Annotated in this window: 25 protein-coding genes; 21 read left to right on the forward strand and 4 right to left on the reverse strand. The window is 52.5% G+C overall.

Annotated features, from left to right (window positions below):
* The first annotated feature begins 21 nt into the window (after positions 1-21).
* Positions 22-1,083, forward strand: a complete 1,062-nt coding sequence (hisC, locus tag ACMAZB_RS07465) for a histidinol-phosphate transaminase (protein ID WP_435220008.1) — start codon at positions 22-24, stop codon at positions 1,081-1,083.
* Here hisC and ACMAZB_RS07470 read toward each other — a convergent pair.
* Together ACMAZB_RS07470 and ACMAZB_RS07475 are read right to left on the reverse strand one after the other, a co-directional pair.
* Entirely contained in the window at positions 1,080-2,207 is a 1,128-nt protein-coding gene (locus tag ACMAZB_RS07470; protein ID WP_435220009.1) for a beta-ketoacyl-ACP synthase III, read from the reverse strand. The two genes, hisC and ACMAZB_RS07470, sit on opposite strands and share 4 nt — an antisense overlap.
* Positions 2,208-2,239: 32 nt before the next feature.
* Positions 2,240-3,535 (reverse strand): citrate synthase, encoded by a 1,296-nt coding sequence (locus tag ACMAZB_RS07475; RefSeq protein WP_435215782.1) that lies wholly within the window; start codon positions 3,533-3,535, stop codon positions 2,240-2,242.
* A gap of 192 nt (positions 3,536-3,727) precedes the next feature.
* Here ACMAZB_RS07475 and sdhC point away from each other — a divergent pair, with 192 nt between their 5' ends.
* From sdhC to sucD, 9 genes are all read left to right on the forward strand, one after another.
* Positions 3,728-4,117 carry a succinate dehydrogenase, cytochrome b556 subunit gene (gene sdhC / locus ACMAZB_RS07480; protein WP_435220010.1) on the forward strand — a complete coding sequence of 130 codons (390 nt, stop codon included), beginning with the start codon at positions 3,728-3,730 and terminating at the stop codon, positions 4,115-4,117.
* Positions 4,111-4,473 carry a succinate dehydrogenase, hydrophobic membrane anchor protein gene (gene sdhD, locus ACMAZB_RS07485; protein WP_435215785.1) on the forward strand — a complete coding sequence of 121 codons (363 nt, stop codon included), beginning with the start codon at positions 4,111-4,113 and terminating at the stop codon, positions 4,471-4,473. Before sdhC ends, sdhD begins: the two co-directional genes overlap by 7 nt.
* Positions 4,474-4,540: 67 nt before the next feature.
* Entirely contained in the window at positions 4,541-6,304 is a 1,764-nt protein-coding gene (gene sdhA, locus ACMAZB_RS07490) for a succinate dehydrogenase flavoprotein subunit (protein WP_435215787.1), read from the forward strand.
* Positions 6,305-6,328: 24 nt separating this feature from the next.
* On the forward strand, positions 6,329-7,036 hold the full coding sequence (locus ACMAZB_RS07495; protein WP_435215788.1) for a succinate dehydrogenase iron-sulfur subunit: 708 nt from the start codon (positions 6,329-6,331) through the stop codon (positions 7,034-7,036).
* A 322-nt stretch (positions 7,037-7,358) separates the two neighbouring features.
* Entirely contained in the window at positions 7,359-10,226 is a 2,868-nt protein-coding gene (locus ACMAZB_RS07500; RefSeq protein ID WP_435220011.1) for a 2-oxoglutarate dehydrogenase E1 component, read from the forward strand.
* Positions 10,227-10,251: 25 nt separating this feature from the next.
* Entirely contained in the window at positions 10,252-11,490 is a 1,239-nt protein-coding gene (gene odhB, locus ACMAZB_RS07505; protein WP_435215791.1) for a 2-oxoglutarate dehydrogenase complex dihydrolipoyllysine-residue succinyltransferase, read from the forward strand.
* Positions 11,491-11,515: 25 nt separating this feature from the next.
* Positions 11,516-12,952 (forward strand): dihydrolipoyl dehydrogenase, encoded by a 1,437-nt coding sequence (lpdA, locus tag ACMAZB_RS07510; protein ID WP_435220012.1) that lies wholly within the window; start codon positions 11,516-11,518, stop codon positions 12,950-12,952.
* A 71-nt stretch (positions 12,953-13,023) separates the two neighbouring features.
* Entirely contained in the window at positions 13,024-14,193 is a 1,170-nt protein-coding gene (gene sucC, locus ACMAZB_RS07515; RefSeq protein ID WP_435215794.1) for an ADP-forming succinate--CoA ligase subunit beta, read from the forward strand.
* Positions 14,190-15,062, forward strand: coding sequence for a succinate--CoA ligase subunit alpha (gene sucD / locus ACMAZB_RS07520; protein WP_435215796.1), 873 nt, complete (start codon positions 14,190-14,192; stop codon positions 15,060-15,062). The genes sucC and sucD overlap by 4 nt, the downstream gene beginning before the upstream one ends.
* Positions 15,063-15,266: 204 nt before the next feature.
* Here the strand turns inward: sucD and ACMAZB_RS07525 are convergent, their stop codons facing one another.
* A complete protein-coding gene (locus tag ACMAZB_RS07525; RefSeq protein ID WP_435220013.1) occupies positions 15,267-16,313 on the reverse strand; it encodes a hypothetical protein in 1,047 nt (348 codons plus the stop codon).
* Between the two features lie 241 nt (positions 16,314-16,554).
* Here ACMAZB_RS07525 and htpG point away from each other — a divergent pair, with 241 nt between their 5' ends.
* From htpG to ACMAZB_RS07540, 3 genes are all read left to right on the forward strand, one after another.
* Positions 16,555-18,483, forward strand: coding sequence for a molecular chaperone HtpG (htpG, locus tag ACMAZB_RS07530; protein WP_435220014.1), 1,929 nt, complete (start codon positions 16,555-16,557; stop codon positions 18,481-18,483).
* Between the two features lie 7 nt (positions 18,484-18,490).
* Positions 18,491-18,946, forward strand: a complete 456-nt coding sequence (locus ACMAZB_RS07535; protein ID WP_435220015.1) for a SixA phosphatase family protein — start codon at positions 18,491-18,493, stop codon at positions 18,944-18,946.
* A gap of 141 nt (positions 18,947-19,087) precedes the next feature.
* Entirely contained in the window at positions 19,088-19,747 is a 660-nt protein-coding gene (locus ACMAZB_RS07540) for a response regulator (protein ID WP_435215803.1), read from the forward strand.
* A gap of 82 nt (positions 19,748-19,829) precedes the next feature.
* Here ACMAZB_RS07540 and folE read toward each other — a convergent pair whose 3' ends face one another.
* On the reverse strand, positions 19,830-20,387 hold the full coding sequence (gene folE, locus ACMAZB_RS07545) for a GTP cyclohydrolase I FolE (protein WP_435215805.1): 558 nt from the start codon (positions 20,385-20,387) through the stop codon (positions 19,830-19,832).
* A gap of 65 nt (positions 20,388-20,452) precedes the next feature.
* Here folE and prmB point away from each other — a divergent pair, with 65 nt between their 5' ends.
* From prmB to msrB, 8 genes are all read left to right on the forward strand, one after another.
* A complete protein-coding gene (prmB, locus tag ACMAZB_RS07550) occupies positions 20,453-21,355 on the forward strand; it encodes a 50S ribosomal protein L3 N(5)-glutamine methyltransferase (protein ID WP_435220016.1) in 903 nt (300 codons plus the stop codon).
* A 20-nt stretch (positions 21,356-21,375) separates the two neighbouring features.
* Entirely contained in the window at positions 21,376-22,488 is a 1,113-nt protein-coding gene (gene aroC, locus ACMAZB_RS07555) for a chorismate synthase (RefSeq protein WP_435220017.1), read from the forward strand.
* 2 nt (positions 22,489-22,490) lie between these two features.
* The gene (locus ACMAZB_RS07560) at positions 22,491-22,721 is read left to right on the forward strand and encodes a hypothetical protein (RefSeq protein WP_435215811.1); all 231 of its coding nucleotides are present in this window, start codon (positions 22,491-22,493) and stop codon (positions 22,719-22,721) included.
* 235 nt (positions 22,722-22,956) lie between these two features.
* On the forward strand, positions 22,957-23,760 hold the full coding sequence (locus ACMAZB_RS07565) for a class I SAM-dependent methyltransferase (protein WP_435220018.1): 804 nt from the start codon (positions 22,957-22,959) through the stop codon (positions 23,758-23,760).
* A gap of 116 nt (positions 23,761-23,876) precedes the next feature.
* Complete coding sequence (locus ACMAZB_RS07570) at positions 23,877-24,062, forward strand: sulfurtransferase TusA family protein (RefSeq protein WP_435220019.1); 186 nt, start codon at positions 23,877-23,879, stop codon at positions 24,060-24,062.
* A 19-nt stretch (positions 24,063-24,081) separates the two neighbouring features.
* The gene (locus tag ACMAZB_RS07575; protein WP_435220020.1) at positions 24,082-24,582 is read left to right on the forward strand and encodes an elongation factor P hydroxylase; all 501 of its coding nucleotides are present in this window, start codon (positions 24,082-24,084) and stop codon (positions 24,580-24,582) included.
* An 11-nt stretch (positions 24,583-24,593) separates the two neighbouring features.
* A complete protein-coding gene (locus tag ACMAZB_RS07580) occupies positions 24,594-25,724 on the forward strand; it encodes a 4-phosphoerythronate dehydrogenase (protein WP_435220021.1) in 1,131 nt (376 codons plus the stop codon).
* Positions 25,725-25,754: 30 nt separating this feature from the next.
* Positions 25,755-26,159, forward strand: a complete 405-nt coding sequence (gene msrB, locus ACMAZB_RS07585) for a peptide-methionine (R)-S-oxide reductase MsrB (RefSeq protein ID WP_435220022.1) — start codon at positions 25,755-25,757, stop codon at positions 26,157-26,159.
* Positions 26,160-26,364 lie beyond the last annotated feature (205 nt).

Consider the following 26,364-nt stretch of genomic DNA (forward strand, 5'->3'; position numbering starts at 1 on the left):
CCGTAATACAGGCAAAGGATTATGAGCAAATTTTGGAGTTCGGTTGTTAATAACCTGAAGCCCTACACTCCCGGGGAACAGCCAAAAGTTCCTGGGTTAATAAAGTTAAATACTAACGAGCACTGTTTACCACCCTCGACTGAGGCTATGGCGGCGCTTGGTAATGTTAGCTCTGAGGCCCTGCGACGTTACCCGGATCCCGAGAGCACTGCGTTGCGAAGAGCGATCGCTAATGCTGAGGGTTTATCCGAGGGCCAAGTGTTTGTCGGCAACGGCTCAGATGAAGTTTTAGCCCACATTTTTCAGGGACTACTTTCGAGCAACGACAGTTTAGTAGCTCCTGACATTACCTACAGTTTTTATCCCGTCTGGGCGGCGCTTTATGGGCTGAAACTTAAAACGGAAGCTTTGCTGGCTGATTTCACCATTGATGTGAATCGTCTGCTACAGCATCCCGAATCTATTCTGTTGGCCAACCCCAATGCGCCTACCGGCAGGGCGCTAACGTTGGCGGAGATCAAACGTCTGGTTGACAGCAACCCGGATCGACTCGTTGTAGTTGATGAGGCGTACTACGGATTTGGTGCCGATTCAGCGTCTTCCTTACTCACTGAGGCGGAAAACTTGATTGTTACCAGGAGCCTTTCAAAGTCACATGCTCTTGCCGGGTTACGGGTGGGCTATGCCCTGGGTTCCGCTGAATTGATTGAAGGGCTGACTCGGGTGAAGGATAGTTTTAACAGCTACCCTCTAGACGCCTGTGCACAGTCTGTGGCGACCGCGGCTATCGAAGATACCCAGTGGCTGAGTCGTAGCAGTGCATTAGTCACCGAGAATCGCGACAGACTGACGCAAGACCTGCGTGATTTAGGCTTTGAGGTTTGCCCAAGTTTGGCGAACTTTATTTTCGTGCAGCACCCCCAACATGAGGGGCGGGACTTGTTTGAGTATCTCAGAGCAAAAAACATATTGGTAAGACGTTGGGATAAAAAACCCATAGCCAACTTTCTACGGATTACCGTGGGCACACACGAGGAGTGCTCAGCGCTAGTGCAGTGTCTTAAAGAGCGGTGTGCGCCTTAAGTTGCACGTAATACCACGCTTCCTATGGAGTAACCTGCGCCAAAAGAGCACAAAACGCCGAGTTCGCCTGGGGTTAAGTCGTCTCGGTTTAAGTGAAATGCAATGATGGAGCCCGCAGATGACGTATTGGCGTAGGTATCGAGAATCGTTGGCGACTCTTTGTCGGATGGGTCACGCCCAAGCACCCGACGGGCGATCAAGTCATTCATATTTCGGTTGGCTTGATGTAGCCAGAGGCGACTGAGCTGATCTGCCTGTAGATCTAGATCAGCCAGTTGCTCGGTAATTTGCTGGGCAACGGCGGGGCAGACTTCTTTAAAAACTTTGCGGCCCTCTTGAACAAAGAGCTTATCAACAGCACCAACACCGCTCTCGTCGGCACGATTCATAAAGCCAAAATTGTTTCTGATATTGTTTGAGAAAATCGTCTGCAAGCGCGTATCGACAATTTCAAAGTGTGGCTTTGCCTGAACTACAGCCTTCGACTCGATCACTACCGCAGTCGCAACATCGCCAAAAATGAAGTGTGCATCTCGGTCTCGAAAATTAAGGTGTCCGGTACATATTTCGGGGTTGACCATAAGAATTCGCTGGGACGAACCCGCGCGAATAGAATCTCGCGCTTGCTGAATACCAAAGGTTGCCGAAGAGCAGGCGACGTTCATGTCGAAAGCAAAGCCTTTTGCGCCTAATGCGGCCTGTATCTCTACGGCCATGGCGGGGTAGGCGCGCTGCATATTGGAAGCGGCAACAATGACCGCGTCTAAATCTGAACCGTCTAGGCCTGCAGCCTCAAGCGCCTGTCGCGCCGCTTTGACGCCAATCTCTGCCATGACTGACAGCTCGCTGTTTGGACGCTCAGCCACCTTAGGTGCCATTCTGTGGGGGTCGATAATGCCTGATTTATTCAGCACGAAGCGGGATTTAATACCCGACGCTTTTTCAATAAACGCTGTCGATGAATACGTTCGGGCTTCTACCTCACCTTTTGCGATTGCCTCACTGTGCTCATCGTTGAACAGATCAACCCAGGCGTTGAAAGCCGTGACTAGCTCCTCGTTGCTGATGGACTCTTCTGGTGTGAAGAGCCCCGTGCCACTGATAACTGCATCGGTCGGCTTCATTTCAACCTCGGTGCTTGATGATTGAGCGCAGCTTAGCGTTTGTCTAGGGACACATAGTCTCGCTGTTGATACCCGGTGTACAGCTGCCTTGGACGGCCGATTCGGTAGCTCCCTGAGATCATCTCATTCCAGTGGGCTATCCAACCTACGGTTCGCCCAATGGCGAAAATGACGGTGAACATCGATGTGGGTATTCCCAGGGCTTTCAGAATAATTCCCGAGTAAAAGTCAACGTTCGGGTACAACTTCTTCTCAATGAAATAGGGGTCCTGCAATGCGATTTCTTCGAGTCGCTTGGCAATTTCCAACATTTCATCGTGAATGCCCAGTTCAGCAAGAACTTCATCAGCCGCCTGCTTCATAACCTTCGCTCGGGGATCAAAGTTTTTGTAGACGCGGTGACCAAACCCCATGAGCCGAAAGGGGTCATTTTTGTCTTTGGCTTTAGCGATGAATTTATCGATGTTATCTACGGTGCCGATTTCCTCAAGCATTTTAACGACGGCCTCGTTGGCTCCGCCATGTGAGGGCCCCCAGAGGGCGGCGATTCCAGCTGCGATACAAGCAAACGGGTTGGCCTGTGACGACCCTGCGAGCCTAACCGTGGAAGTGGACGCGTTTTGCTCGTGATCTGCATGGAGCAAGAAAATACGATCAATCGCCCGGGCAATAGTGGGGGAAATCTTGCTGGGTTCGCAGGGAACGCCAAACATCATGTGCAGGAAGTTAGTTGCGTAGTCCATGCTGTTATCGGGATACATAAACGGCTGTCCGATACTGAACTTGTAGCTCATTGCAGCGATGGTGGGCATTTTAGCGATAAGGCGGTATGCCGCTACCTTGCGGTGGTATGGGTCAGAAATATCGGTTGAGTCATGGTAGAACGCTGACAGCGCTCCAACAACGCCGCACATAATTGCCATGGGGTGCGCATCTCGGCGAAATCCATTGAAAAAAGTTCTAATCTGCTCGTGGACCATGGTGTGCTGATGCATCGTACTGACGAATTCATCGCGCTCTTCAGCAGAGGGTAGCTCTCCGTAGAGCAACAGGTAGCAGGTTTCTAGGTAGTTGCTCTCTGCAGCGAGTTGTTCGATGGGATAGCCTCTGTGCAGCAAAATGCCTTTCTCGCCATCAATGAACGTGATTTTCGATTCGCAGGCCGCTGTGGAGGTAAAACCCGGGTCGTAGGTAAAGAGTCCGTTGCTTGTAAGGCTGCCGACGCCAACGACATCTGGGCCGAGTTCAGCCTGAAAAACGGGCAAATCGATGGAGTCGACGGACCCGTTTCCGTGGTCTATTGACAGTGTGGCTTTTTTATCGCTCATCAGTAATTCCTGGAACAGCAGTTGCGGGGAGCGCCAAACTATATGCCGCGCTCAGAGAAAGTCAATTTAGAAAGTCCCACAGTAGAGTTATTTTGAGTTGTTTAAAACATAAAATTGTCAGGGCTGTGACGTAAGCATATAATGTGGCGCGGCCTTTCAGCCCTCTCACTAGATAACGCAAGGAACCACCCTGTGAAACCTTCGGTCAGTAAGGACAAACGTCCGGTTAATCTGGATCTCGGCTCCATGAAGCTGCCTATCACTGCTTACGTGTCAATTACTCACCGCCTGTCCGGTGTGTTTTTGTTCTTGGTGAGTGGACTCATGGTATGGGCTCTCGACACTAGCCTGCGCTCTGAGGAGGGGTTCAATAGTGTCGCGTCAACACTAACAATGCCCCTGAGCAAAGCCATTCTGTGGCTCATAGCGTCTGCGCTGAGTTATCACGCGCTATCAGGCGTTAAACATATCATTATGGATTTCGGTATTGGCGAAACCATGAAGGGTGGGGTGACAGGGGCTCGGATCGTCATCGCACTTGCGGTAATTTTATCGGCTGTGTGGGGTGTTGCGATATGGTAACTCAGGTCACTAGCTTCAGCCGCTCGGGCCTTTCAGACTGGCTCATCCAGCGTGTTACGAGTTTGGTTCTACTCGCCTATTTCGTGTGCTTGGCAGGAATTTTGTTGGGCGGGGTCGATGATTACGCCACATGGAAGGCGATAAACGATACCACTGCCATGCGGATTTTCACTTTACTCGCGGCGATGTCGTTGGCGGCGCATGCTTGGATTGGCCTTTGGGCTGTCTACACAGACTATCTTACCGAACGGATGCTAGGGCCGCGGGGCCACTTTATCCGTCGGTTTTGCCAGCTTGGAACGGTATTTGCGCTGGTGATTTACCTTTTATGGGTCATACAAATTCTTTGGGGATGATCTTTCTCGCTTGGATTCTGTGAGATTTGCGCTATAACCCCGCCTGACTGAGCGATTGGAGCTGAGAATGCGAACTATTTCTTTTGATGGAGTGATTGTAGGTGGCGGCGGTGCTGGAATGCGCGCGGCGTTACAGCTGTCACAGTCTGGCTACAAAACGGCCGTTATCTCTAAGGTCTTTCCAACGCGCTCGCACACGGTCTCTGCACAAGGTGGCATAACCTGCGCTATTGCAAGTTCCGATCCCAACGACGATTGGCGCTGGCACATGTATGACACCGTTAAGGGGTCTGATTATATTGGCGACCAAGATGCCATTGAGTACATGTGTTCTGTGGGCCCCGAGGCCATTTTTGAGCTTGAGCACATGGGTCTTCCCTTCTCGCGCACCGAAGAGGGCCGTATTTACCAGCGGCCCTTTGGTGGCCAGTCGAAGGACTACGGCAAAGGCGGGCAAGCCGCGCGCACCTGTGCAGCCGCTGACCGTACCGGCCACGCGCTGTTGCACACCCTGTATCAAAACAACGTCAAAAACGAGACGGTATTCTTCAACGAGTGGTTCGCTGTCGATTTGGTGAAAAACCAAGACGGCGCTGTCACGGGCGTAATCGCCATCTGCATAGAGACCGGCGAAACAGTTTTTGTGAAATCTAAGGCGACGGTATTTGCCACGGGCGGCGCTGGGCGTATCTATGCTTCAACGACCAATGCCCACATCAATACCGGTGACGGCATCGGGATGGGGTTGCGCGCAGGTGTGCCGGTCCAGGATATGGAAATGTGGCAGTTCCATCCCACAGGCATCTACGGCGCGGGCACCCTTGTGACCGAGGGTTGCAGGGGCGAGGGCGGCTATCTGATCAACAAGGATGGCGAGCGCTTTATGGAGCGCTATGCACCCAACGCCAAAGATTTGGCGGGTCGAGACGTAGTGGCGCGGTCTATGGTGCTGGAAATTCTCGAGGGCCGGGGCTGTGGCGAACATGGGGATCACGTAAAGCTGAAACTGGACCATTTGGGTGAGGACGTTTTAGAGTCGCGGCTGCCAGGTATTTGCGAGTTGAGCCGCACTTTCGCCCACGTTGATCCGGTCAAAGAGCCAATTCCCGTGGTGCCTACCTGTCACTACATGATGGGGGGTATTCCCACCAACGTTAACGGACAGGCGATTACTGTTGATGACCAAGGCAACGATCACATTATTCCCGGGCTATATGCTTGCGGCGAAGTGGCCTGCGTTTCGGTTCACGGAGCCAACCGATTGGGTGGCAATTCACTGTTAGATCTTGTGGTCTTTGGCCGTGCTTCCGGGCTATTTATTGAGAGTGCACTGCGCGACGGTATTGATTTGCGCGAATCGTCCCAGAGTGACATCGATGCGGCGGGCGAACGACTGCGGCACCTCAACGAGAGTAAAGGTGGGGAGAACGTCGCCGATTTGCGTAGAGAGCTTCAAAACACCATGCAGAATCACTTTGGCGTGTTCCGTCGCGGTGATTTCATGCAAGAGGGTATTGCGAAGCTGGCAGAGCTCCGTGGCCGCGTAGAAAATGTCGCGCTGGAGGACAAATCAGATGCGTTCAACACTGCGCGTATCGAGGCACTCGAGCTCCACAATTTGTTTGAGGTTGCAGAAGCCACCGCTGTCGTGGCAGAAGCCCGTAACGAAAGTCGCGGTGCCCATGCACGAGAAGACTTCACCGAGCGCGACGACGAAAACTGGCTATGTCATTCGGTGTATCACAGTGAAGGTAAAAAGGTCAGCAAGCGGGGCGTTAACTTCACCCCCAGCACTGTAGAAACCTTTGAACCGCAAATCCGTTCTTATTGATTATTTGACTTGGGAGATATTGGTATGTTGCAGGTCAGTATTTATCGCTACAACCCTGAGGTAGACAACGCTCCACACATGCAGGAGTTCGAATTCGATACCGAGGGAAAAGACCTGATGGTCTTGGACGTGCTGGAGGCAATTAAAGCCGGTCACGACAGCAGTGTCACTTACCGACGAAGCTGCCGAGAGGGTGTCTGCGGCTCAGATGGACTCAATATCAATGGTAAGAATGGTTTAGCTTGTATTACGCCGCTGTCTGAAACCGTTAAAAATGACAAGCTGGTGGTGCGGCCTTTACCGGGGCTTCCGGTAATAAGGGATCTCGTTGTTGATATGAGCCTCTTTTACGCGCAGTACGAGAAGATTCAACCGTTCCTCCAAAACAACTCACCCGCTCCTGCCATTGAGCGGCTGCAAACGCCTGAAGATCGCTCTCAACTCGATGGGCTCTATGAGTGTATTCTTTGCGCCTGTTGCTCTACTAGTTGCCCGTCTTTCTGGTGGAATCCTGATAGGTTTATCGGGCCTGCAGGGTTGCTTCAAGCCTATCGCTTCTTGGCCGATAGTCGTGACACGGCGACCGACGAGCGTCTGGCCAAACTTGATGACCCCTTCAGTGTGTTCCGGTGCCATGGGATCCAGAATTGTGTCAACGTTTGCCCCAAGGGTTTGAACCCCACTAAAGCCATTGGCCACATTCGCACGATGCTGCTCAATCGCGCCACCTAGTGCCTTTACCGCTGGGACTGGCGGCTAAAGAATAAGCGAAGAGGGGGCCTTGCGCCCCTTTTTAGTGCATAAAAGGCTCGCATAGCCTGAAAGCATGATTAATATTCCGCTTTAGAATATTGTGACAAAAGAACAGATAAACTCCCCGGATTTCCCGTATTTCAGGGGGCGAAACCTACACCCGTGGATCAGTTGCGATTAAAATAGCGGGGTCTCATCGGGGGCTGCGCTTATTTGAAGGTATTTGGAGACGCGCGGGTGGGGATCGCCTTGTCATGCGCGACCCTTCAATCAGCGGTAACGAAGAAGCACGGAGTCAAACATGGCACAATCCTCTGCATTGCAGGGAATGCTGGAGTTGTGGGGGTCTTCCCACATTTCGGGTTCAAACGCAGCCTACGTTGAGTCGCTGTACGAACAATACCTTGTTGACCCCAATGCCATTACCCCGGAATGGCGCGATTACTTTGATCGCCTCCCAAGGGTCAAAACCGAAAATTCAGCATTGCGTGACGTTCCCCACTCGGTGGTTAGGGACCAGTTCGCCGCGATAAGCAAGATGCGGGTTAGAACCGAAGCAACAGTGGCTCATGACTCACAGGCCACTGAGTATGAGCGGAAGCAAGTACAAGTTGTTCAATTGATCTCAGCATATCGACAGCGTGGACACCAGCAGGCTTCACTTGATCCTCTTGGCTTGTATCCTAGAGCGACGGTTCCCGATTTAGATTTGGCTTTTCATCAGCTCAGCGAGGCAGATGCCGATACTGTTTTTCAGGTCGGGAGCCTTTATCACGGTGCGAGCGACGCCACACTGCGCGACATCGTAGATGCGCTGCAGCGTACTTACTGCCATACCATTGGCGCTGAATTCATGCATATTGTGGACACAGAACAGCGCCACTGGATCATGAGTCGGATGGAGTCAGTGCGTTCGGCCCCCGAGTTTTCTCGGGAGCAACGCCTGCAGGTTTTGCGGCGGTTAATCAAAGCTGAGGGGCTTGAGAAGTCCTTAGGTTCGAAGTACCCGGGCACCAAGCGCTTTGGTCTTGAGGGAGGCGAAAGCCTGATCCCCATGATGTCTGAGGCGATTGAGCGCATTGGGGGTTATGGCGCCAAAGAGATCGTGATTGGCATGGCCCACCGGGGACGGTTAAACGTGCTGATCAACATTTTGGGGAAAAACCCTGGCGAACTGTTTGATGAGTTTGAAGGACGCGCTGAATACACCGGTTCTGGTGATGTTAAATACCACCAAGGATTTTCTTCAAATGTGATGACAAGCGGTGGTGAAGTCCATCTTGCGCTCGCTTTTAACCCCTCTCATTTAGAAATTGTTTCTCCCGTTGTCGAGGGATCTGTTCGAGCACGACAGGATCGCCGTGATGATCCTGAGGGGGATTCGGTTGTTCCTATCGTGATCCACGGGGATGCCGCATTTGCTGGGCAGGGTGTCGTGATGGAGACGTTTCAAATGTCTCAGACTCGGGGGTATAAAACCGGCGGGACGCTGCACATTGTTCTTAACAACCAAGTGGGCTTTACCACCAGCGATCGTATTGATGCACGCTCTACCGAGTACTGCACTGACGTTGCCAAGATGGTTCAGGCACCAATCTTTCATGTCAATGCAGATGATCCCGAAGCGGTCGTTTTTGTTACGCAGCTAGCGGTTGATTTCAGGAACACTTTTAAACGGGATGTGGTTATTGATCTCATTTGCTACCGCAGGCGTGGCCACAATGAGGCGGATGAGCCCGCAGTCACTCAGCCCCAAATGTATGCAGCCATTAAAACGCATCCAACAACCCGTGACCTATACGCTCAGCGACTCATTGCCGAGAACATGTTAACGGAGGAAGAGGACGTCGCCTTAATGGCCCGTTATCGGGAGTCTTTAGAGCGTGGAGAACCTCTGGTCAGCTCTTTAGTAATGGAGCCCAACAACAGGTTGTTTGTCGATTGGGGGCCTTATTTGGGCCATCCCTGGACTGTTGAATGCGATACCCGTTTCCCGCTTGGGCAGCTGAGACTTCTCTCCGAAAAAATTGCGAGTGCCCCGGAGGGGTTCGCGGTGCAGCGCCAGGTCACCAAGCTTTTGGAAGATCGCCGCAAAATGGGTGTTGGTGGTCAGGAGATAAACTGGGGTTTTGCCGAAATTATGGCCTACGCATCGCTGCTAGTGGAACAGTTCCCAGTGCGTATGACGGGGCAGGATATCGGCCGCGGCACCTTTTCGCACCGTCACGCTGTCATCCACAATCAGAAAGAGGTGGGGCGGCACATTGCGTTGCAGCACCTTGACGACAATCAAGCCGATTTCCGGATTTATGATTCGCTCTTATCTGAGGAAGCCGTGCTGGCTTTCGAATATGGCTACGCGACGACATCGCCAACCGGGTTGGTGGTCTGGGAGGCGCAGTTTGGTGACTTTGCCAACGGCGCTCAGGTGGTTATTGATCAGTTTATTGCCAGCGGAGAGCATAAGTGGTCCCGAGTTTGCGGCTTAACCATGTTGCTGCCTCATGGCTACGAAGGGCAGGGGCCTGAGCATTCATCCGCTCGACTTGAGCGCTATTTGCAGATGTGTGCTGAAGAAAATATGCAGGTCTGCATGCCAACTACGCCGGCGCAGGTTTTTCACATGCTGCGTCGTCAAGCCATTCGACCTTTACGCAAGCCGCTGATCGTGATGTCGCCAAAAAGTTTGCTGCGTCACAAAGAGGCGACCTCGACGCTAGAAGAGCTGGCCGATGGAAGATTTGAGACTGTCCTAGATGAAACAGATCAGCTCGACCCCACTTCGGTGAAGCGCGTCATTTTATGCTCAGGCAAGGTTTTTTATGACTTGCGTGCGGCGCGTCGCGAGCGAGAAATCGACAATATTGCGATTATTCGTATTGAGCAGCTCTACCCGTTCCCTGAAGATGATCTGGCTAGAGTGTTGGCCCCATACACCAATATTGAAGACGCGATTTGGTGCCAGGAAGAGCCAATGAATCAAGGGGCTTGGTACGCGAGCCAGCACAATATGCGTCGCGTTATCCAGCGCCACAAAGTTGATGTGTATTTGCGTTATGCGGGCAGGGAGGCGTCAGCCTCGGTCGCCGCCGGCTATACAGCATTGCACTTAAAACAGCAGGAAAGTTTCATAAACGAAGCCCTGGGCCCTATGCCCTGGGGTAATTGATCAGGATTTAAGTAGGAAAAAAATCATGGCAATTGAAATTAAGGCACCGGCATTTCCCGAGTCTGTCGCCGATGGTGAGGTCGCGGCTTGGCACAAAGCCGAGGGCGATTCCGTCGCCCGCGACGAGTTATTGGTCGAGATAGAAACCGACAAGGTCGTTATGGAAGTTGTCGCGCCAGAGTCAGGGATTCTCACATCTATTGTCGCTGCAGAGGGTGACACCATAGAGAGTGAGGCGCTGCTTGCGGTGCTTGAAGTTGGCGAGGTCACAAAGCCCGCGGCCAGCACTGAGGCTGCCCCGGAAGGCGCTGAGTCAGCCCGGTCTGAAAGTGGCGACAATACGATGGGGCCCGCCGCTCGTGCTTTGGTAGATGAGCACGGCCTCGATGCTAATGCGATAGAAGGTACCGGCAAGGGTGGTCGAATCACCAAGGAAGATGTCACTAAGCATCTCAAAACCGCTTCTCAATCGGAGGCGCCTCAAACTAAGGCAGCGCCAGCAGACTCGGTCACGGCACCCCAGGCGAGCGTATCCGATGCCGCTTATGGACCATCCGGCGAACGCATTGAGAAACGGGTACCTATGACCCGGATGCGCTCTCGAATTGCCGAGCGGTTGCTCGAGGCGACACAGCAGACAGCAATGCTAACCACTTTTAATGAAGTGAATATGGCGCCGCTCATGAAGCTTCGTAGTCAGTATAAAGAGAGCTTTGAAAAGGCTCACAATGGAACCCGCTTAGGGTTTATGGGCTTCTTCGTGAAAGCCTGTTGCGAAGCTTTAAAACGGTATCCAGCGGTAAATGCGTCTATTGATGGTAGTGATGTGGTGTATCACGGTTACCAGGATATTGGCGTGGCGGTTTCAACCAATGACGGGTTAGTGGTGCCGGTGCTTCGTGATGCTGACTTCATGAGTATTGCCGACGTCGAGGCGGCTATTAGAGATTTAGGGTTAAAAGCCCAAGATAAAAAGCTCACGATAGAAGAGATGACCGGCGGCACGTTCACAGTGTCTAACGGCGGCGTTTTTGGCTCTTTGTTGTCAACGCCTATTTTGAATCCACCGCAGACCGGCATACTCGGCATGCATACCATTCAGGAGCGGCCCGTTGCTGTGAATGGCGAAGTGGTTATTCAGCCAATGATGTATTTGGCGTTGTCCTACGACCATCGGCTAATAGACGGCAAGACAGCCGTACAGTTTTTAGTGACGGTCAAAGGGTTCATCGAAGACCCAGCGCGCATTCTCTTACAACTCTGACGACATCCTCCACAGGAAGAAGAACATGACAGCAGCATACGACGTAATTGTTATCGGTTCCGGTCCTGCCGGCTATGTATGTGCCATCCGCTGCGCACAGCTAGGCAAGAAAGTGGCCGTCGTTGAGCAATGGGCAGACGGTAAAGGCAAGCCGGTCTTAGGCGGCACGTGCCTAAACGTGGGTTGTATTCCCTCAAAAGCGCTACTAGACAGCTCCCACAAATTTCTCGAAGCAAAAGAGCATTTTTCAGACCACGGAATTGGTCTCGGTGACCCCCAAATTAATGTCGCAACAATGATGCAACGCAAGGACCAAATTGTGGGTCAGCTGACGGGGGGTGTGGCCGGCTTGCTGAAGCACAATCAGATTGATGTTGTTCAGGGACGAGGAAAATTGCTGGCCAATCGTAAGGTTGAAGTTCAGGCGCCTGATGGCAGTGAAGCCGTTTATGAGGCAGAAAACATTGTATTGGCAGCCGGGTCATTGCCCATCGACATACCCGTTGCTCCGGTTGATCAGGTCCATATCGTTGACTCAACAGGTGCGCTTGTTTTCGACGCCGTGCCAGAACGACTCGGTGTGATTGGTGCCGGTGTCATCGGACTCGAGTTGGGCAGTGTTTGGGGGCGTCTCGGAGCTGAGGTTGTACTGTTGGAGGCGATGGATAGCTTTCTGCCTTCGATGGACGCCCAGATTGCCAAAGAAGGCCAAAAACTGTTCAAAAAGCAGGGCCTAGATATCCGCCTCGGTGCCCGCGTCACGGGCTCTGAAGTCGTTGATGGAAAAGTCCACGTGAACTACGCAACGGGCGACGAGACGCACACTGAAATCTTTGATCGGCTGATTGTCTCTGTAGGTCGCAGAGCACAGACAGGCGAACTTTTTGCCGAGGACTCAGGCGTCACTATGGACGAGCGCGGCTGCGTTTTTGTCAATGATGTCTGCTCCACAGAGGCGCCGGGAGTTTGGGCTATTGGTGACATGGTTAGAGGCCCCATGCTGGCGCACAAAGGCTCGGAAGAGGGCGTTATGGTGGCCGAGCAAATAGCAGGGCATCATCACCCACTAAACTACGATTTGATCCCCTCAATTATTTACACCCACCCAGAGATTGCTGGCGTTGGCAAGACTGAGCAAGAGCTCAAAGCGGAGGGAGTTAAATTTAAGGTAGGCACTTTCCCTTTCGCGGCAATTGGACGCGCCCTGGCGGCTGGCGACAGCGATGGCATGATCAAAATTATTGCCGACGAGAATACGGACCAGCTGCTCGGTGCTCACTGCGTGGGGCCATCTGCCGCTGATTTGGTGCAACAATTACTCATAGCGATGGAGTTTGGCTCTAGTGCTGAGGACATACAGATGATGGTGTTTGGGCATCCCACACTATCTGAGGCAGTTCACGAAGCTGCCTTGGCAGTCGATGGTAAGGCCATTCACATGGCAAATAGAAAAAAGCGCTAGGCACAAGAGCGCGCATTGGGGGAGTGGCCTTGGGTTAACTCCGCACCGAAACGAAAAAAGCGGGATAATTTATGAATCTTCACGAGTATCAAGGAAAGGCATTATTTGCCCAGTATGGTCTGCCAGTATCGGTGGGACATGCGGTTTCAACACCGGAAGAAGCACGTGCGGCAGCTGAAAAGATAGGTGGCGATAAGTGGGTCGTAAAGGCCCAAGTACATGCTGGTGGCCGGGGTAAGGCCGGAGGGGTAAAGCTGGTCGATAGCCCTGATGACGCGGCAGCCTTTGCCGAGCAATGGTTAGATAAGCGCTTAGTAACCTACCAAACAGATGTCGATGGGCAGCCGGTTTCGAGGATTCTGGTTGAAACGTGTACCGATATTGATCAGGAGCTCTACCTCGGTGCAGTTCTCGATAGAGCGAGTCGTCGCATCGTTTTTATGGCTTCGACTGAAGGTGGCGTTGAAATTGAAAAGGTTGCCGAGGAGACTCCAGAGAAAATCCTGCGAGCCGAAATTGATCCACTAACGGGTCCGCAGCCTTATCAAGGCCGTGAGCTGGCCTTCAAATTGGGTCTGGAAGGAGCGCAGGTTAAGCAGTTTGTCGCTATTTTTGTCGGTTTGGCAAAGCTGTTTCAGGACAAGGATCTGGCGCTAATCGAAGTTAATCCATTGGTGATCACTGACGAAGGTAACCTGCATTGTCTTGACGCTAAAATTGTAGCCGACTCCAATGCGCTTTATCGGCACGCTGATCTTCGCGAGATGCATGACCCTTCACAGGAAGATGCTCGCGAGGCGCACGCCGCGGAATGGGATCTCAACTACGTGGCGTTAGATGGCAGCATTGGCTGCATGGTTAACGGTGCGGGTTTAGCCATGGGAACCATGGATATTGTGAAGCTGCATGGGGGTTCACCGGCAAACTTTTTAGACGTTGGCGGCGGTGCCACTAAAGAGCGCGTCACGGAAGCATTTAAAATCATCCTTTCGGACGAAAATGTTAAGGCCGTTCTAATCAATATCTTTGGCGGAATTGTTCGTTGTGACCTTATTGCTGAGGGCGTTATTGGTGCCGTCGAGGAAGTGGGCGTCACTGTTCCAGTGGTCGTCAGGCTCGAGGGTAACAATGCCGAGCTTGGCCAGAAGGTGTTGGCCGATAGCGGGCTCAATATTAAAGCGGCTTCAAGTCTGACTGACGCTGCAGAACAAGTCGTCGCTGCCGCGGGAGGTGCCCAATGAGTATTTTAATCGATGAGAACACGAAGGTTATTTGTCAGGGCTTCACAGGCTCTCAGGGAACTTTTCATTCAGAACAAGCCATCGCTTACGGCACTAAGATGGTCGGTGGTGTCACTCCCGGCAAGGGCGGTCAGAAGCATTTAGATTTGCCTGTGTTTAACACAGTTGATGAGGCTGTCGATCAAACAGGCGCTGATGCATCAGTGATTTATGTGCCGGCTGCCTTTTGTAAGGATTCGATCCTCGAGGCTGCAAATGCGGGAGTACAACTGATTGTCTGCATCACCGAAGGCATCCCCACATTAGACATGCTCGAATGCAAAGTTAAATGTGACGAGTTGGGTGTGCGGCTGATTGGGCCTAACTGCCCAGGAGTGATCACACCCGGAGCCTGTAAAATTGGCATCATGCCAGGCCACATTCATTTGCCAGGGCGTGTAGGCATTGTGTCCCGCTCAGGCACACTGACTTATGAGGCCGTTAAGCAAACAACGGATGCTGGCTTTGGCCAGTCAACCTGTGTGGGGATTGGTGGCGATCCTATACCAGGATCTAATTTCATTGATATTTTGACCTTGTTTGAGGCAGATGCTTCAACCGAAGCCATTGTCATGATCGGTGAGATTGGTGGAACTGCCGAAGAGGAAGCTGCAGCCTTTATTAAGGACAACGTCTCCAAGCCCGTTGTGTCCTACATCGCTGGTGTTACTGCGCCAAAGGGTAAGCGTATGGGTCACGCCGGTGCCATTATTTCTGGTGGCAAAGGCACCGCGGATGAGAAGTTTGCTGCACTTGAAGACGCCGGTGTACGAACGGTCCGCTCCCTCGCTGATATTGGCGCAGCTATGGCGGAACTAACCGGCTGGTAAATAGCCCGCTGGCAAGCGCTACCTGTAGCCTTGTCAGCGTTATCGCTCCTACAGTCCTCAGAAACTTCGGGGACTGGCCCCTCCAAGACTTCCAATCGCATTCTATTTAATTGCTTCCCCGCTTTGTGGCCTCGCCAACCCGCCAGCGCAATGATTGCAGGAATTTCAGCGATTAGCTCTCAAAGAATCTAATCCCCTGACAAACTATTCGTAATTAAAGAAAAACGTGAGCCGCAGATGAAGATCGTCCTCAGGTCGCACCCCCTGTGGATTGACTCCGTAGTGGGTGTACACAATATTCGGGGTGATGAAAAAATGGTCGGACAGTTGGTATTCAATGCCAGCGACGATATTTGTAGCGGTCGCACTGGGGTCGAAGGGAATGTACGCAATATCATTGCCTTTGATACTGGGCTGAAACAGCCGCTGTACCTGCGTAATTAAATCGATTTTGTCACTAAAGTGAACCACGCCCATTAGGGCCGCCAATTCGAGCGTGGGGTCTTCTTGCCGGTCCTGATAGGTGTAGAGCAACCCTAGCGAGTAGGGTTCAGTCTGCTGTGCGGCGAATAACTGATAAGTGCTGCGATCAAAGTTACCGGGGCGGGCTTCATGGTCAACATAGGCGTCAAAGAGTACGTCTGGCGTAGGTCGCCAGGTCATGGCTCCCATGAACTTGTCGTGGGGATTTTTATCAGCCTCCCAAGTTTCGCTGGACCCATACATCGCTCGGTATGACCACTTGCCGGATTGGTTCAGCTTTCCCTTGGCGGAGATCCCGAGATCTCTCGCAGCAATCCCTTGCATGTCTGGCGCCGTGCGCATGAGGTAGCGTTTTCCCCAAAAAGCTTCAATAAGATCAAAGGATATTGTCGGTATCAGCCCCCCGGATATCTGATGTCCCGCCAGTTTTTTTCCTACACCCAAGTCTTGTATTCGGTGCGAGAGCTCGTAATTCTCGAAAGCACCCTCATGAAAGGCTTCGAACCGCAGGCGTCCCGTCCAATCGTGGCCATAACGGACATCTGTGGTCAGAAAGATGCGCCGAAGGACGGCCCCGGTTGCGTTGTCTCCCTCCGGGGTGTGGTGGCTGGGAAGATGATAGAGGTCCCCGAACATGAGGCCCCCAACATCGAATTCAAGTGCATCCTCGGCTGAACTAGGCGTGCCGTGAAGGCATAGCGAGGCGCAGACAAGGAAAATAACCCGCCGCAATGCATCAATAGCCCCGGTTGCTTGTTTTTCCAACATAATATCTAGTGCTTTGCCCTTGGGCCTATTATGGCAGGCCAGTGTGGCGTAAAGCACATCCCGCGACCAGTGTTGCCATGTGGCTGCCGTCTTTTGATGGGCAGCGGTGTTGCTGCTAATGCGTGAAAACCCGCTGAGGACAGGAATTAAAAATGAGGCGCTGCGTTATGGTGTCGGCCTTGAAATTTCGACTCTTTGCCTCCACCTCCCATGTGACAGCGAAAACTTAGGAAAAACGCCAATGACTGCCGCCACTGAAACCAACAACACTGAAACAATGGGCTTTCAGACTGAAGCTAAAAAGCTGCTTCATTTAATGATTCATTCTTTGTACTCGAATCGGGAAATCTTCCTCAGAGAGTTAATTTCAAATGCATCAGATGCCATAGATAAACATCGCTTTGCAGTGATTGAGAATGGCAAGTTAGCGGAGGGGGTTTCCGAGTATCAAATACAGGTTGGGGTCGATGACGAGGCGAAAACGGTCACGATCTCCGATAACGGTATTGGCATGAGCCGTGACGAGGTCATTGAGCATTTAGGGACTATTGCGAAGTCAGGTACGGCGGCTTTTCTAGATAATCTCAGTGGCGATGACAAAAAAGACTCCCAACTGATTGGTCAGTTTGGCGTAGGGTTTTATTCGGCATTTATTGTCGCTGACCGAGTCGAGGTGGTTACCCGTAAAGCAGGCACTCCTAGCTCAGAGGCGACCCATTGGGAATCTGCGGGTGAGGCTGAATTTTCTGTGACCGCGTCAGACCGGGATGCATCAGGTACGACCGTAATTTTGCACCTTAAATCTGATGCCGATGAATTTGCCTCCGAATTTCGAATTCGCAGTGTCATTAAGAAATACTCGGACCACATTTCAGTGCCCGTGATGATGCTGAAGGCCGCTGATGTGCCTGCCGGTGATGACGAAGCTGAAGATGCTGAGGTGGCCCCAGCTGAGTGGGAGGCGGTCAACGAAGCGCAAGCCCTTTGGACGCGAAGTCGCACCGACGTATCTGATGAGGAGTATCAAGCGTTTTACAAGCATATCTCACACGACTTTGAGGAGCCTGCCACGTGGAGCCACAACAGGGTTGAAGGCAAGCTTGAGTACACGTCGCTCTTGTACATTCCTGCAAAGGCGCCCTTTGACCTGTGGAATCGTGAGGGGGCTAGAGGCTTAAAGCTCTATGTTCAGCGCACATTTATTATGGATGATGCTGAGCAGTTCCTACCGTTATACCTGCGGTTTGTGAAGGGCGTGCTCGATTCTAACGATTTGCCGTTAAACGTTTCGCGCGAAATTTTGCAGCAGGACAGCAACGTCGAGTCCATGAAGAGCGCCATGTCTAAGAGAATATTGGATATGTTGCAAAAAATGGCGACGTCAGAGCCAGAGCAATATCAGCAGTTTTGGGACACCTTCGGAGAGGTGTTAAAAGAGGGCCCCGCAGAGGACTTTGCGAATAAGGAAAAAATTGCAAAATTACTGCGCTTTGCGTCTACCCACAGCGATGCACCCGAGCATACGGTCAGCCTTCCTGAATATTGTGAGCGGCTGCCTGAAGGGCAGGATGCGATTTGGTACGTCGTGGCAGAAAATCACGCTACTGCAAAAAACAGCCCGCACTTAGAAGTGTTCCGAAAGAAGGGTATCGAGGTCCTGCTGTTATCCGATCGTATTGATGAGTGGTTGATGAGCCATCTCATGGAATTTGACGGGAAAGAGCTGAAAGATGTGGCTCGCGGGAGTCTGGAATTTGACACTGAGAACGAAGAAGAGAAGGCCGCTTTAGAGACGGCCAGCAAAACACACGAGAGCCTTATCGAGCGCATGAAGGAAGAGCTGGGTGGTAAGGTTGCAGAGGTGCGCCCCACGCTTCGGCTGACTGAGTCACCGGCGTGTCTGGTCGTCGGTGAGCACGAAATGGGCGCGCAAATGCGCCGTATCATGGAGGCGGCAGGTCAGGCCGTGCCAGATGCGCCGCCGACGTTAGAGCTTAATACCGAGCACCCACTGATACAGCGACTGGACCAGGAGTCTGATGAGCAGCGTTTTGCTGATCTCACCCAGATTTTGTTTGACCAGGCAACCCTCGCTGAAGGGTCTACCCTTGACGATCCCGCCACCTACGTCAGTCGGTTAAACAAGCTGCTTTTGGAGATGGCCCAGTAGCGTGCTGGTGACTGTTTGGCGCCACGGGGAGGCGGGTAGTGCTCCCCGTGATCGTGATCGGGCGCTCACGACGTTCGGTATACAAGCGTTGAGCAAGGCGGTATTGCGCTTTGAAGAACGTACTCACGATAAATTATTGCCCAGCGTCACGAGCGTCTTAAGCAGTCCTTGGTTACGCACGCTTCAAACTGCAGACATCGTTGGAAAGGCTTTGGCAGTTTCCCCCACAGCAGAAGCTTGGCTCGCCCCAAGTGCCGTATTGACTGACGTAGAGGCGGTTTTTGAACGGCAGGAGAAGCATGTATTGCTGGTCAGTCACCAACCTTTTGTGTCTGAACTCCTGTGGTATTGGCTCGATAGCACGGCTTTGGCGCCCTTGGCGCCTGGTGGCTGGGCGTCGGTAGCGATAGCTGGTCACGGGCGAGGGCTAGGCACAGTTGCCAATAGCGAAGTCCAAATTTAGAGTTTTTTTAAGGGCGCTCCGCTCTCATAGTTGCCACCAAATTGTCGCTGTAGAAGTTGTTAAAGGGCATGGATTGAACGCCTTACCCAGCCTCGAGAGAGTTTCTTTGGTCATATGAGCGGACTAGTCTAGACTACGGGTATGGACGCTTCTGTTTCTACTCATCAAGTTGTCATTTTGGACGACCATGCCACTATCGCTGCCGGTATCGGTGCCCTTGTGGATGCGATCCCCGAATTCGAAGTTCAGGGCGTCTTCCAATCAGTTGCAGACTTAAACGCTCAGTTTGAGGTAGCGGTGCCTGATGTCCTGATAATGGATTTGCAGCTGGGGGATGAGAGTGTCACGTCCGAAATTCGTGAGCTCACTTACCGGCACCCACAGTTGGCCATTTTGGTCTTTACACTGTTGGATTCTCGGAACTACGTGCATGATGCCATTGCGTTTGGTGCTCTGGGTTTTCTCTCAAAGGTCTCGACCCATGAGCAGCTTGTTGATGCTCTGCGCGCAATCATGCAGGGCAATCATTTTTTTGGTGCGGAGCTGGGAGCGTCAGTCGTTAACATTGATGACGAAGCAATTCCTGTGAACCTGCTCAGTGTGCGTGAGCTCGATGTGCTGAAACGTCTCGCCTTGGGTTTCAGCCCCAAGGAAATCGGTTTTGAGTTAGGCCTTTCTGATAAAACGATCCATGCTCACAAAAATACCATTCGTCAAAAATTAGGCCTCAGGCGGCAGAGTGACATTATCAGAGCGGCGTTTTCTGCTGGCGTGGTCAATGTGCGCGATCTCGTGGGGTAGTGGCCTCTTCAGGTAAGATTTTGGCGTTTGCCGTTGACCTTATTGACTCATTGTATATTGGCTGCCCCCGTCTTTTGCGGTTTTAGCGATGCGTTGATCGCAGTTGCAATAACGACAGAAACTCCTCTCGAGTTCGGGCATCGGATCTAAACGTTCCTAGCATCGCGGATGTCTTGGTCACCGAATTTTGCTTTTGAACGCCTCGCATCATCATGCACATGTGTTCGGCTTCAATGATAACTCCAACTCCCTGAGCGCCTGTCACCTGCTTAATGCTGTTTGCGATCTGAACAGTGAGTTGTTCCTGTATCTGAAGCCTTCGGGCGAACATATCGACCACCCGCGCCACCTTGGAAAGGCCCAAGACTTTTCCCTCTGGCAGGTACGCTACATGACAACGCCCGATGAAGGGGAGTAGGTGGTGTTCACATAGCGAATAGAGCTCAATGTTTTGCACGAGCACCATCTCGCTAGAATCAGAGGGAAATAGAGCGTCATTTACGACATTCGACAGTTCTTGGTCGTAACCCTGAGTTAAAAACTCAAAGGCTTTAGCTGCGCGCTTGGGCGTATCGACCAAGCCTGGACGCTCTGGGTTCTCACCAATGTGCTCAATAATACTTCGCCAATACGCTTCCATAGGGCCTCCAAAATTTCAGGCGCGATGTTAGCATGCGCAGCTCATAATGTTACTAGGGCAGTCAGTTGGCGACCTTCCGAGAAATTCTGATTACTACGGAGTCACGGCTTGAGGCAGGAGACCTCCACTTCGGTCATGGCTATCTCGATGCCCATGATGAGGCTGTTGCGCTGGTGCTCGCGGCAGAGGGCCTGAATCCGCTAACGGGTTCTGAGATTCTTGACTTGGATGTGTCTTCAGAAGGGCTAGAAAAACTGCAAGGATATTTGCGGCAGCGCTTGGAGGATCGACTTCCCACTGCCTACATTATTGGTTACGCGGCTTTGGGTGCGCTCACGTTCTGGTGCGATGACCGCGCGTTAGTGCCCAGGTCCCCGCTCATGTCAGTGATTCACGAGGGCTATAGCCCCTGGTTTTACCACCCTGTACCCAAGCGAATTGTGGATGTTTGTTGTGGTGGGGGTAGTTTAGGGTTGTTAGCAGCCTACCACTCTCCCGAAACGTCTGTTTTATTGTTAGATATCGATAATCGAGCCTTAGCGTTGGCTGAAGCCAATCGGCGCACTCAGGCATTGCCAAATACTCTGTGCGTGCAGGCAAATCTACTGGCGACACTGGCCCCTGAGTCGGTGGACATCATTTTAGCTAACCCCCCCTATGTCGATGCTGAGGACATGGCTAATCTGCCACGGGAGTTTCATCATGAGCCCCGAATCGCGCTGGCGGCAGGGGGCGATGGTCTTGATTTAGTACACGAACTCCTACGACAAGCTGTATACGTTTTATCGCCCGAGGGCGTGCTATTTTTAGAAGTGGGAAACAGCGCCCCAGCACTCACAGCCAGTTATCCAGATATTGCCTTTACATGGCTCGAATTAGCCAGTGGTGGGCATGGTGTATGTGTGGTTTCAGCGAGCGAACTAAAGGCTTCGATTGATCTCACGGATAGTGGGTCTTCACAGGTATAATGCGCCAAGGAGGCTGAGCTATGTCAGGTAATACACTTGGAAAATTATTTACGGTAACGACTTTTGGAGAGAGCCATGGTGCCGCTCTGGGGGCCGTTATCGATGGCTGCCCGCCCGGATTGTCGTTAACCACGGCTGACTTGCAGGTAGATTTAGATCGTCGTAAGCCTGGCCAATCACGCTTCACCACGCAGCGTCGCGAAGCTGATGAGGTCGAGATTTTGTCAGGGGTGTTCGAAGGTAGAACAACAGGGACCTCGATAGGCCTTGTAATTCGTAACACGGATCAGCGCTCTAAAGACTACAGCAAGATCAAAGAAACCTTTAGACCTGCCCACGCTGATTACACGTACCAACAAAAGTACGGCGTGCGCGATTATCGAGGAGGAGGGCGTTCGTCAGCTCGTGAAACTGCAATGCGTGTCGCAGCCGGAGCAATTGCAAAAAAGTGGCTGGCGCTTCAGGGTGTGTCTGTTCGGGGTCACCTGGCGCAGCTGGGCCCTATTATCCCTGAGGCATTAGACTGGAACGTTGTCGAAACCAACCCCTTCTTTTGCGGCGATGCTGCGATTATCCCAGAGCTTGAGCAGTTTATGCAGACCCTCAATAAATCGGGAGATTCGATCGGTGCGCGCGTTACGGTTGTTGCCGATGGTTTGCCGCCGGGCTTGGGAGAACCTATTTTTGATCGCCTCGATGCCGAAATTGCCAGTGCACTTATGGGTATAAACGCCGTCAAAGGCGTGGAGATTGGCGCTGGTTTCAACGTAGTTGAACAACGCGGATCTGAACATCGAGATGCGCTTACACCAGAGGGGTTCACCAGCAACAATGCCGGAGGTGTGCTTGGTGGCATCTCATCGGGTCAGCCTCTGATCGCCAGCATCGCTCTGAAGCCTACCTCGAGTATTAGAATTCCTGGCGACAGTATTGATCTTGCCGGAAACGCTACCGAGGTCATCACCACAGGGCGGCATGATCCTTGCGTGGGAATTCGTGCTGTTCCCATTGCTGAGGCTATGGTCGCGCTGGTTTTAATGGATCATTGGCTACGTCATCGAGGGCAAAATGCGGATGTTGAATCGTTGACGCCAGTAATCCCCGGGGCGGCTACCTCTGGGATCTCTGAGTAACTGTGAAGCCGTATTTTTGGGATAAACGCCTTAGACGACGTGTAAGAACTTCACTGTTAGCAGTCGTAGCCACGGGCGCTTTATTTTGGGGCGCAATCGACATTGTTGGTGTTCCGGCCAGCAATATGTTCCGGCTGGTGCTCGAGAGTATCTTGGTGATTGGCATCGTTATTGCACTTGCAGCGCTCGCGGGTTGGTTGTTGCACCGGTGGCGAAACCAATCCCCCGACTAGCTGATGTCGCTTGGCAAAGCGATTACACTTCTCTCAGAACAGAGTTCATGACGGCCCGGTGCGCAAGAGCTCCTGATAGGCCGGAGCGAAATGTTTCCTTAATGGGAGTACCGTAACCCCGTGACAAGTGCAAAAATATTGCTCTATCTACGATTACAGAACGACCTTAAAAGCAGATAGACTCATCAACAGAAACAGGGATATTTCTGTTGCCTCGAACCCAAAGGAATAATCGATGAAATTGATCAAGTTCACTTTTCTCATAAGCGCGCTGGCGCTTACCTCTTTGGCAAACGCCGAGCTTAACTGGGATACCGCATTAACAGGTGCCCATCGCAGCGAGGGTAACGCTGCGCGAAATGCAGCGAGGCATCCCAAAGAAACTCTGCAGTTTTTCGGACTGACCCCCGGCATGACCGTGATGGAAGTTGCCCCGGGTGGCGGGTGGTATACCGAGGTGCTAGCGGTTTTGCTGCGTGATCAGGGCACTTATCTGGCGGCGCATGGTACGCCTAACGGCGGTGCTTATACGCGACGTTCTCTGGGGGGCTTTCTTCGCAAGTTAGGCGAAAATAATGATGTTTACGGCGATGTTGTGGTCACTGAACTGCAGCCGCCTGCGGCGTTAGTGCCTGCCGAGCCAGGTACCGTAGACCTTGCTGTGGCGTTCCGAAACGTCCATTCGTGGATGCGCGCTGATCAGGTGGAAACCTACTTTTCAGCAATTTTTGACGCGGTGAAGCCCGGTGGGGTTTTCGGTTTGGTCCAGCACAGAGCTAAGCCAGGCACTCCTTTGGATGTCATGCGTAAAACTGCCTACGTCACCGAGGAACAGGTGATTGAATACGCTGAGCTTGCGGGCTTTGAGTTAGATGCGCGCAGTGAGATAAACGCCAATTCTCGAGATACCAAGGATTATCCCGGTGGTGTTTGGACGTTACCGCCGAGTTTGAGTGGCGATGAGGCCGATCGTGAAAAATATTTGGCCATTGGCGAGAGCGACCGCATGACACTGCGGTTTCGAAAACCGAACTCTTGAGCGCGTATCGTGATAACGCGCACCGCTCTCGGCTGATTGAGGGCGATCAAAAATCGCCGCTGAAACCCGAGCCAGCAGTGATAGATGCCGTTGGGTTGAAGTGTCCAGAGCCTGTTATGCTTCTGCACAACGCGATTCGCAAGGCCGCACCTGCTGGGTATGTGCGGTTAAATGCGACGGATCCTTCCACTCAACGGGATGTCCCCCAGTTCTGCAAATTTTTAGAGCACGAACTTGTGGACAGTAGCGTCGATGACGCCAGTGGTGTTTACACCTTTCTTATCAAGAAGCAGATGTCCTAGGCTTTAGGTGAATGCGTTCATGGCAATGGGGCTCGATGCGCGATGTATTGAGGGCGTGTTTTCAAGGGCCTTTGCTGCAGAATTTAATACTCGGCTGGTGGGTGGGGCCGACGAACCGCTTTATCAGCCCCCCACGTCGGGCGCACCGGCTGAAATTTACTATTGCAGGGATTATGCACGCAGCGCGCTCCATGAGGTGGCTCACTGGTGTGTGGCTGGTTCACGCCGCCGGCGCTTTAGCGACTATGGTTATTGGTATACCGCCGATGGCCGCGATACTCAGCAGCAAGCGGCTTTCTTTTGTGTAGAAGCCAAGCCTCAAGCTCTTGAGAGTTTTTTTTGCGCTGCAGCGGGCATAGCATTTGCACCAAGTCTCGACAATTTAAGTCTAGAAATTTCAGCAGCCATGCTGGAGCAGTTTCAGAATCAGCTGCGTCGGGAGCAGGCGCGGTTTAACAATCACGGGTTGCCCTTTCGGGCCGCGCGCTTCGCTCAGGCGCTGCGCAAGGCGCGAGCATAGAGTGCTAAAGCATGGCTTACCGGATTGTTGCAGATGAAAACATACAGATCACACCTGAGTTGCTGTCGCTTAGCACGAGCCTGACAACCCTCGCTGGTAGAGAGATTGATCCCAGTCATTTGGTGGATGCTGACGTGCTTCTGGTGCGATCAGTAACTCAGGTAACCCCGGCGCTTCTAGCGCAGTCGTCGGTGGTGTTTGTCGGCTCGGCTACCGCGGGTGTCGAACATGTGGACACTGAGTATCTTAAATCTCGGGACATTCAATTTTCAGCGGCCCCAGGCGCAAACTCCAACGCAGTCACCGAGTACGTATGTTCAGTTTTAGCGGCTCGGGGGCGTATTGCAGAGATTCTGATGGGTGCCACTGTCGGAATTGTGGGTTACGGCCATGTAGGTCGGCAGCTTGCTGGCGTTATTTTGGCGCTGGGAGGCAATGTGACGGTCTGGGACCCATGGGAAACCGTGCCGCCTGACATCAAAAGCTCTTCGTTAGAGTTTGTCCTGCAACAAAATATCGTCACTGTTCACGCGGCACTGCACGGACAAAGCCCTTGGCCTAGCCGAGCTATGATTGATGCGCCTCTTCCTTCGAAAATGCCGGCTGGACAACTCTTTATTAACGCCGCCCGCGGGGAGTTGGTAACAGAAGCTGCGTTGCAGGCATTAGCTGAAAACAGCGCAGACATTGTGCTGGACGTTTGGCCAGATGAGCCGTCAGTGTCCGCGGCTCAACTCGCGATGGTATCTGTGGGCACGGCACACATTGCTGGCTACACCCTTGGTGCAAAAGTCGCGGCTACCAATATGTTGGTCCATGCGCTCACTGGTAAGCGGTTCGGTGGCGAAATTTCTGCAGCTTCGCCCATCGATATGTCCGCGGATTTAGAGGTGCCGGACTTGCCGGAGGCCGCTTGGCTGACGCGGTTGCTTTTGGCGAGTTATGATCCAAACAAGGATTGCGCTGAATTGAGTAAAGTATGTGTGCAGGCGGTCGTGCCGCGTGACTTTGACAGATTGAGACGCAACTACAAATTGCGGCAAGAGTTGCGTGGTCGACCCGTGCTCATGCCGCCGAATTGTTCTGACCGTCTGAATCGCTTGGTTGTTGCCTTGGGTGCATTCCCTATGCGGGCGCAATAGTTCCTATGAAAAAAGAGAGTGGAAGTTTTTATGGCAAACGATGAAAAAGCAGTGACCGAGGAAGAGTGGCGCAGCCAACTGACCGCTGACGAATACACAGTGCTGCGTGAAAAGGGGACTGAGAGAGCCTTTACGGGCGAGTATTGGAATGTTTTCGAGGATGGTATTTACCACTGCCGTGGCTGCGGTGAGGCGCTATTTGAATCGACCAGTAAATTTGACGCAGGTTGCGGATGGCCAAGTTTCGATCGGGCGGCGAGTGGTGATGCCGTCAAAGAAGATAAAGATATGAGCCACGGAATGGTGCGAACTGAGATCTTGTGTCAGAAATGTGGGGGACATCTGGGACATGTGTTTCCTGATGGCCCTACGGAGACCGGCCTACGCTACTGTGTGAACAGTTTGTCGGTGAAGTTGGAGGCCCCTGCAGAATGAAATCTGAGCGCGCAAACTGCAGCGATAACTGGATCACAACGCGCACCGGTGTCAATCTTATGTGGGCGGCAGTATGACTGCGCGAAGCTCGGAAGGGTGCTTCGCCTGCGGTCGATGGGGTGCGTTTTGTGAATTTTTGAGACTGGGCTGCGTCGCTAAGAACTGGATTTTGTCAGCACGCTTGAAGACATCATCAGGACGGTGT

It is taken from the genome of Luminiphilus sp. nBUS_07, assembly GCF_051201685.1.
Taxonomy (GTDB): Bacteria; Pseudomonadota; Gammaproteobacteria; order Pseudomonadales; family Halieaceae; genus Luminiphilus.

What these genes read in the sequence shown, in the direction of transcription:
- hisC (WP_435220008.1), top strand. Translation starts at nt 22, where the DNA reads ATGAGCAAATTTTGGAGTTCGGTTGTTAATAACCTGAAGCCCTACACT.
- ACMAZB_RS07470 (WP_435220009.1), bottom strand. Translation starts at nt 2,207, where the DNA reads ATGAAGCCGACCGATGCAGTTATCAGTGGCACGGGGCTCTTCACACCA.
- ACMAZB_RS07475 (WP_435215782.1), bottom strand. Translation starts at nt 3,535, where the DNA reads ATGAGCGATAAAAAAGCCACACTGTCAATAGACCACGGAAACGGGTCC.
- sdhD (WP_435215785.1), top strand. Translation starts at nt 4,111, where the DNA reads ATGGTAACTCAGGTCACTAGCTTCAGCCGCTCGGGCCTTTCAGACTGG.
- sdhA (WP_435215787.1), top strand. Translation starts at nt 4,541, where the DNA reads ATGCGAACTATTTCTTTTGATGGAGTGATTGTAGGTGGCGGCGGTGCT.
- ACMAZB_RS07495 (WP_435215788.1), top strand. Translation starts at nt 6,329, where the DNA reads ATGTTGCAGGTCAGTATTTATCGCTACAACCCTGAGGTAGACAACGCT.
- ACMAZB_RS07500 (WP_435220011.1), top strand. Translation starts at nt 7,359, where the DNA reads ATGGCACAATCCTCTGCATTGCAGGGAATGCTGGAGTTGTGGGGGTCT.
- odhB (WP_435215791.1), top strand. Translation starts at nt 10,252, where the DNA reads ATGGCAATTGAAATTAAGGCACCGGCATTTCCCGAGTCTGTCGCCGAT.
- lpdA (WP_435220012.1), top strand. Translation starts at nt 11,516, where the DNA reads ATGACAGCAGCATACGACGTAATTGTTATCGGTTCCGGTCCTGCCGGC.
- sucC (WP_435215794.1), top strand. Translation starts at nt 13,024, where the DNA reads ATGAATCTTCACGAGTATCAAGGAAAGGCATTATTTGCCCAGTATGGT.
- sucD (WP_435215796.1), top strand. Translation starts at nt 14,190, where the DNA reads ATGAGTATTTTAATCGATGAGAACACGAAGGTTATTTGTCAGGGCTTC.
- ACMAZB_RS07525 (WP_435220013.1), bottom strand. Translation starts at nt 16,313, where the DNA reads ATGTTGGAAAAACAAGCAACCGGGGCTATTGATGCATTGCGGCGGGTT.
- htpG (WP_435220014.1), top strand. Translation starts at nt 16,555, where the DNA reads ATGACTGCCGCCACTGAAACCAACAACACTGAAACAATGGGCTTTCAG.
- ACMAZB_RS07540 (WP_435215803.1), top strand. Translation starts at nt 19,088, where the DNA reads ATGGACGCTTCTGTTTCTACTCATCAAGTTGTCATTTTGGACGACCAT.
- folE (WP_435215805.1), bottom strand. Translation starts at nt 20,387, where the DNA reads ATGGAAGCGTATTGGCGAAGTATTATTGAGCACATTGGTGAGAACCCA.
- aroC (WP_435220017.1), top strand. Translation starts at nt 21,376, where the DNA reads ATGTCAGGTAATACACTTGGAAAATTATTTACGGTAACGACTTTTGGA.
- ACMAZB_RS07565 (WP_435220018.1), top strand. Translation starts at nt 22,957, where the DNA reads ATGAAATTGATCAAGTTCACTTTTCTCATAAGCGCGCTGGCGCTTACC.
- ACMAZB_RS07570 (WP_435220019.1), top strand. Translation starts at nt 23,877, where the DNA reads ATGCTTCTGCACAACGCGATTCGCAAGGCCGCACCTGCTGGGTATGTG.
- ACMAZB_RS07575 (WP_435220020.1), top strand. Translation starts at nt 24,082, where the DNA reads ATGGCAATGGGGCTCGATGCGCGATGTATTGAGGGCGTGTTTTCAAGG.
- ACMAZB_RS07580 (WP_435220021.1), top strand. Translation starts at nt 24,594, where the DNA reads ATGGCTTACCGGATTGTTGCAGATGAAAACATACAGATCACACCTGAG.
- msrB (WP_435220022.1), top strand. Translation starts at nt 25,755, where the DNA reads ATGGCAAACGATGAAAAAGCAGTGACCGAGGAAGAGTGGCGCAGCCAA.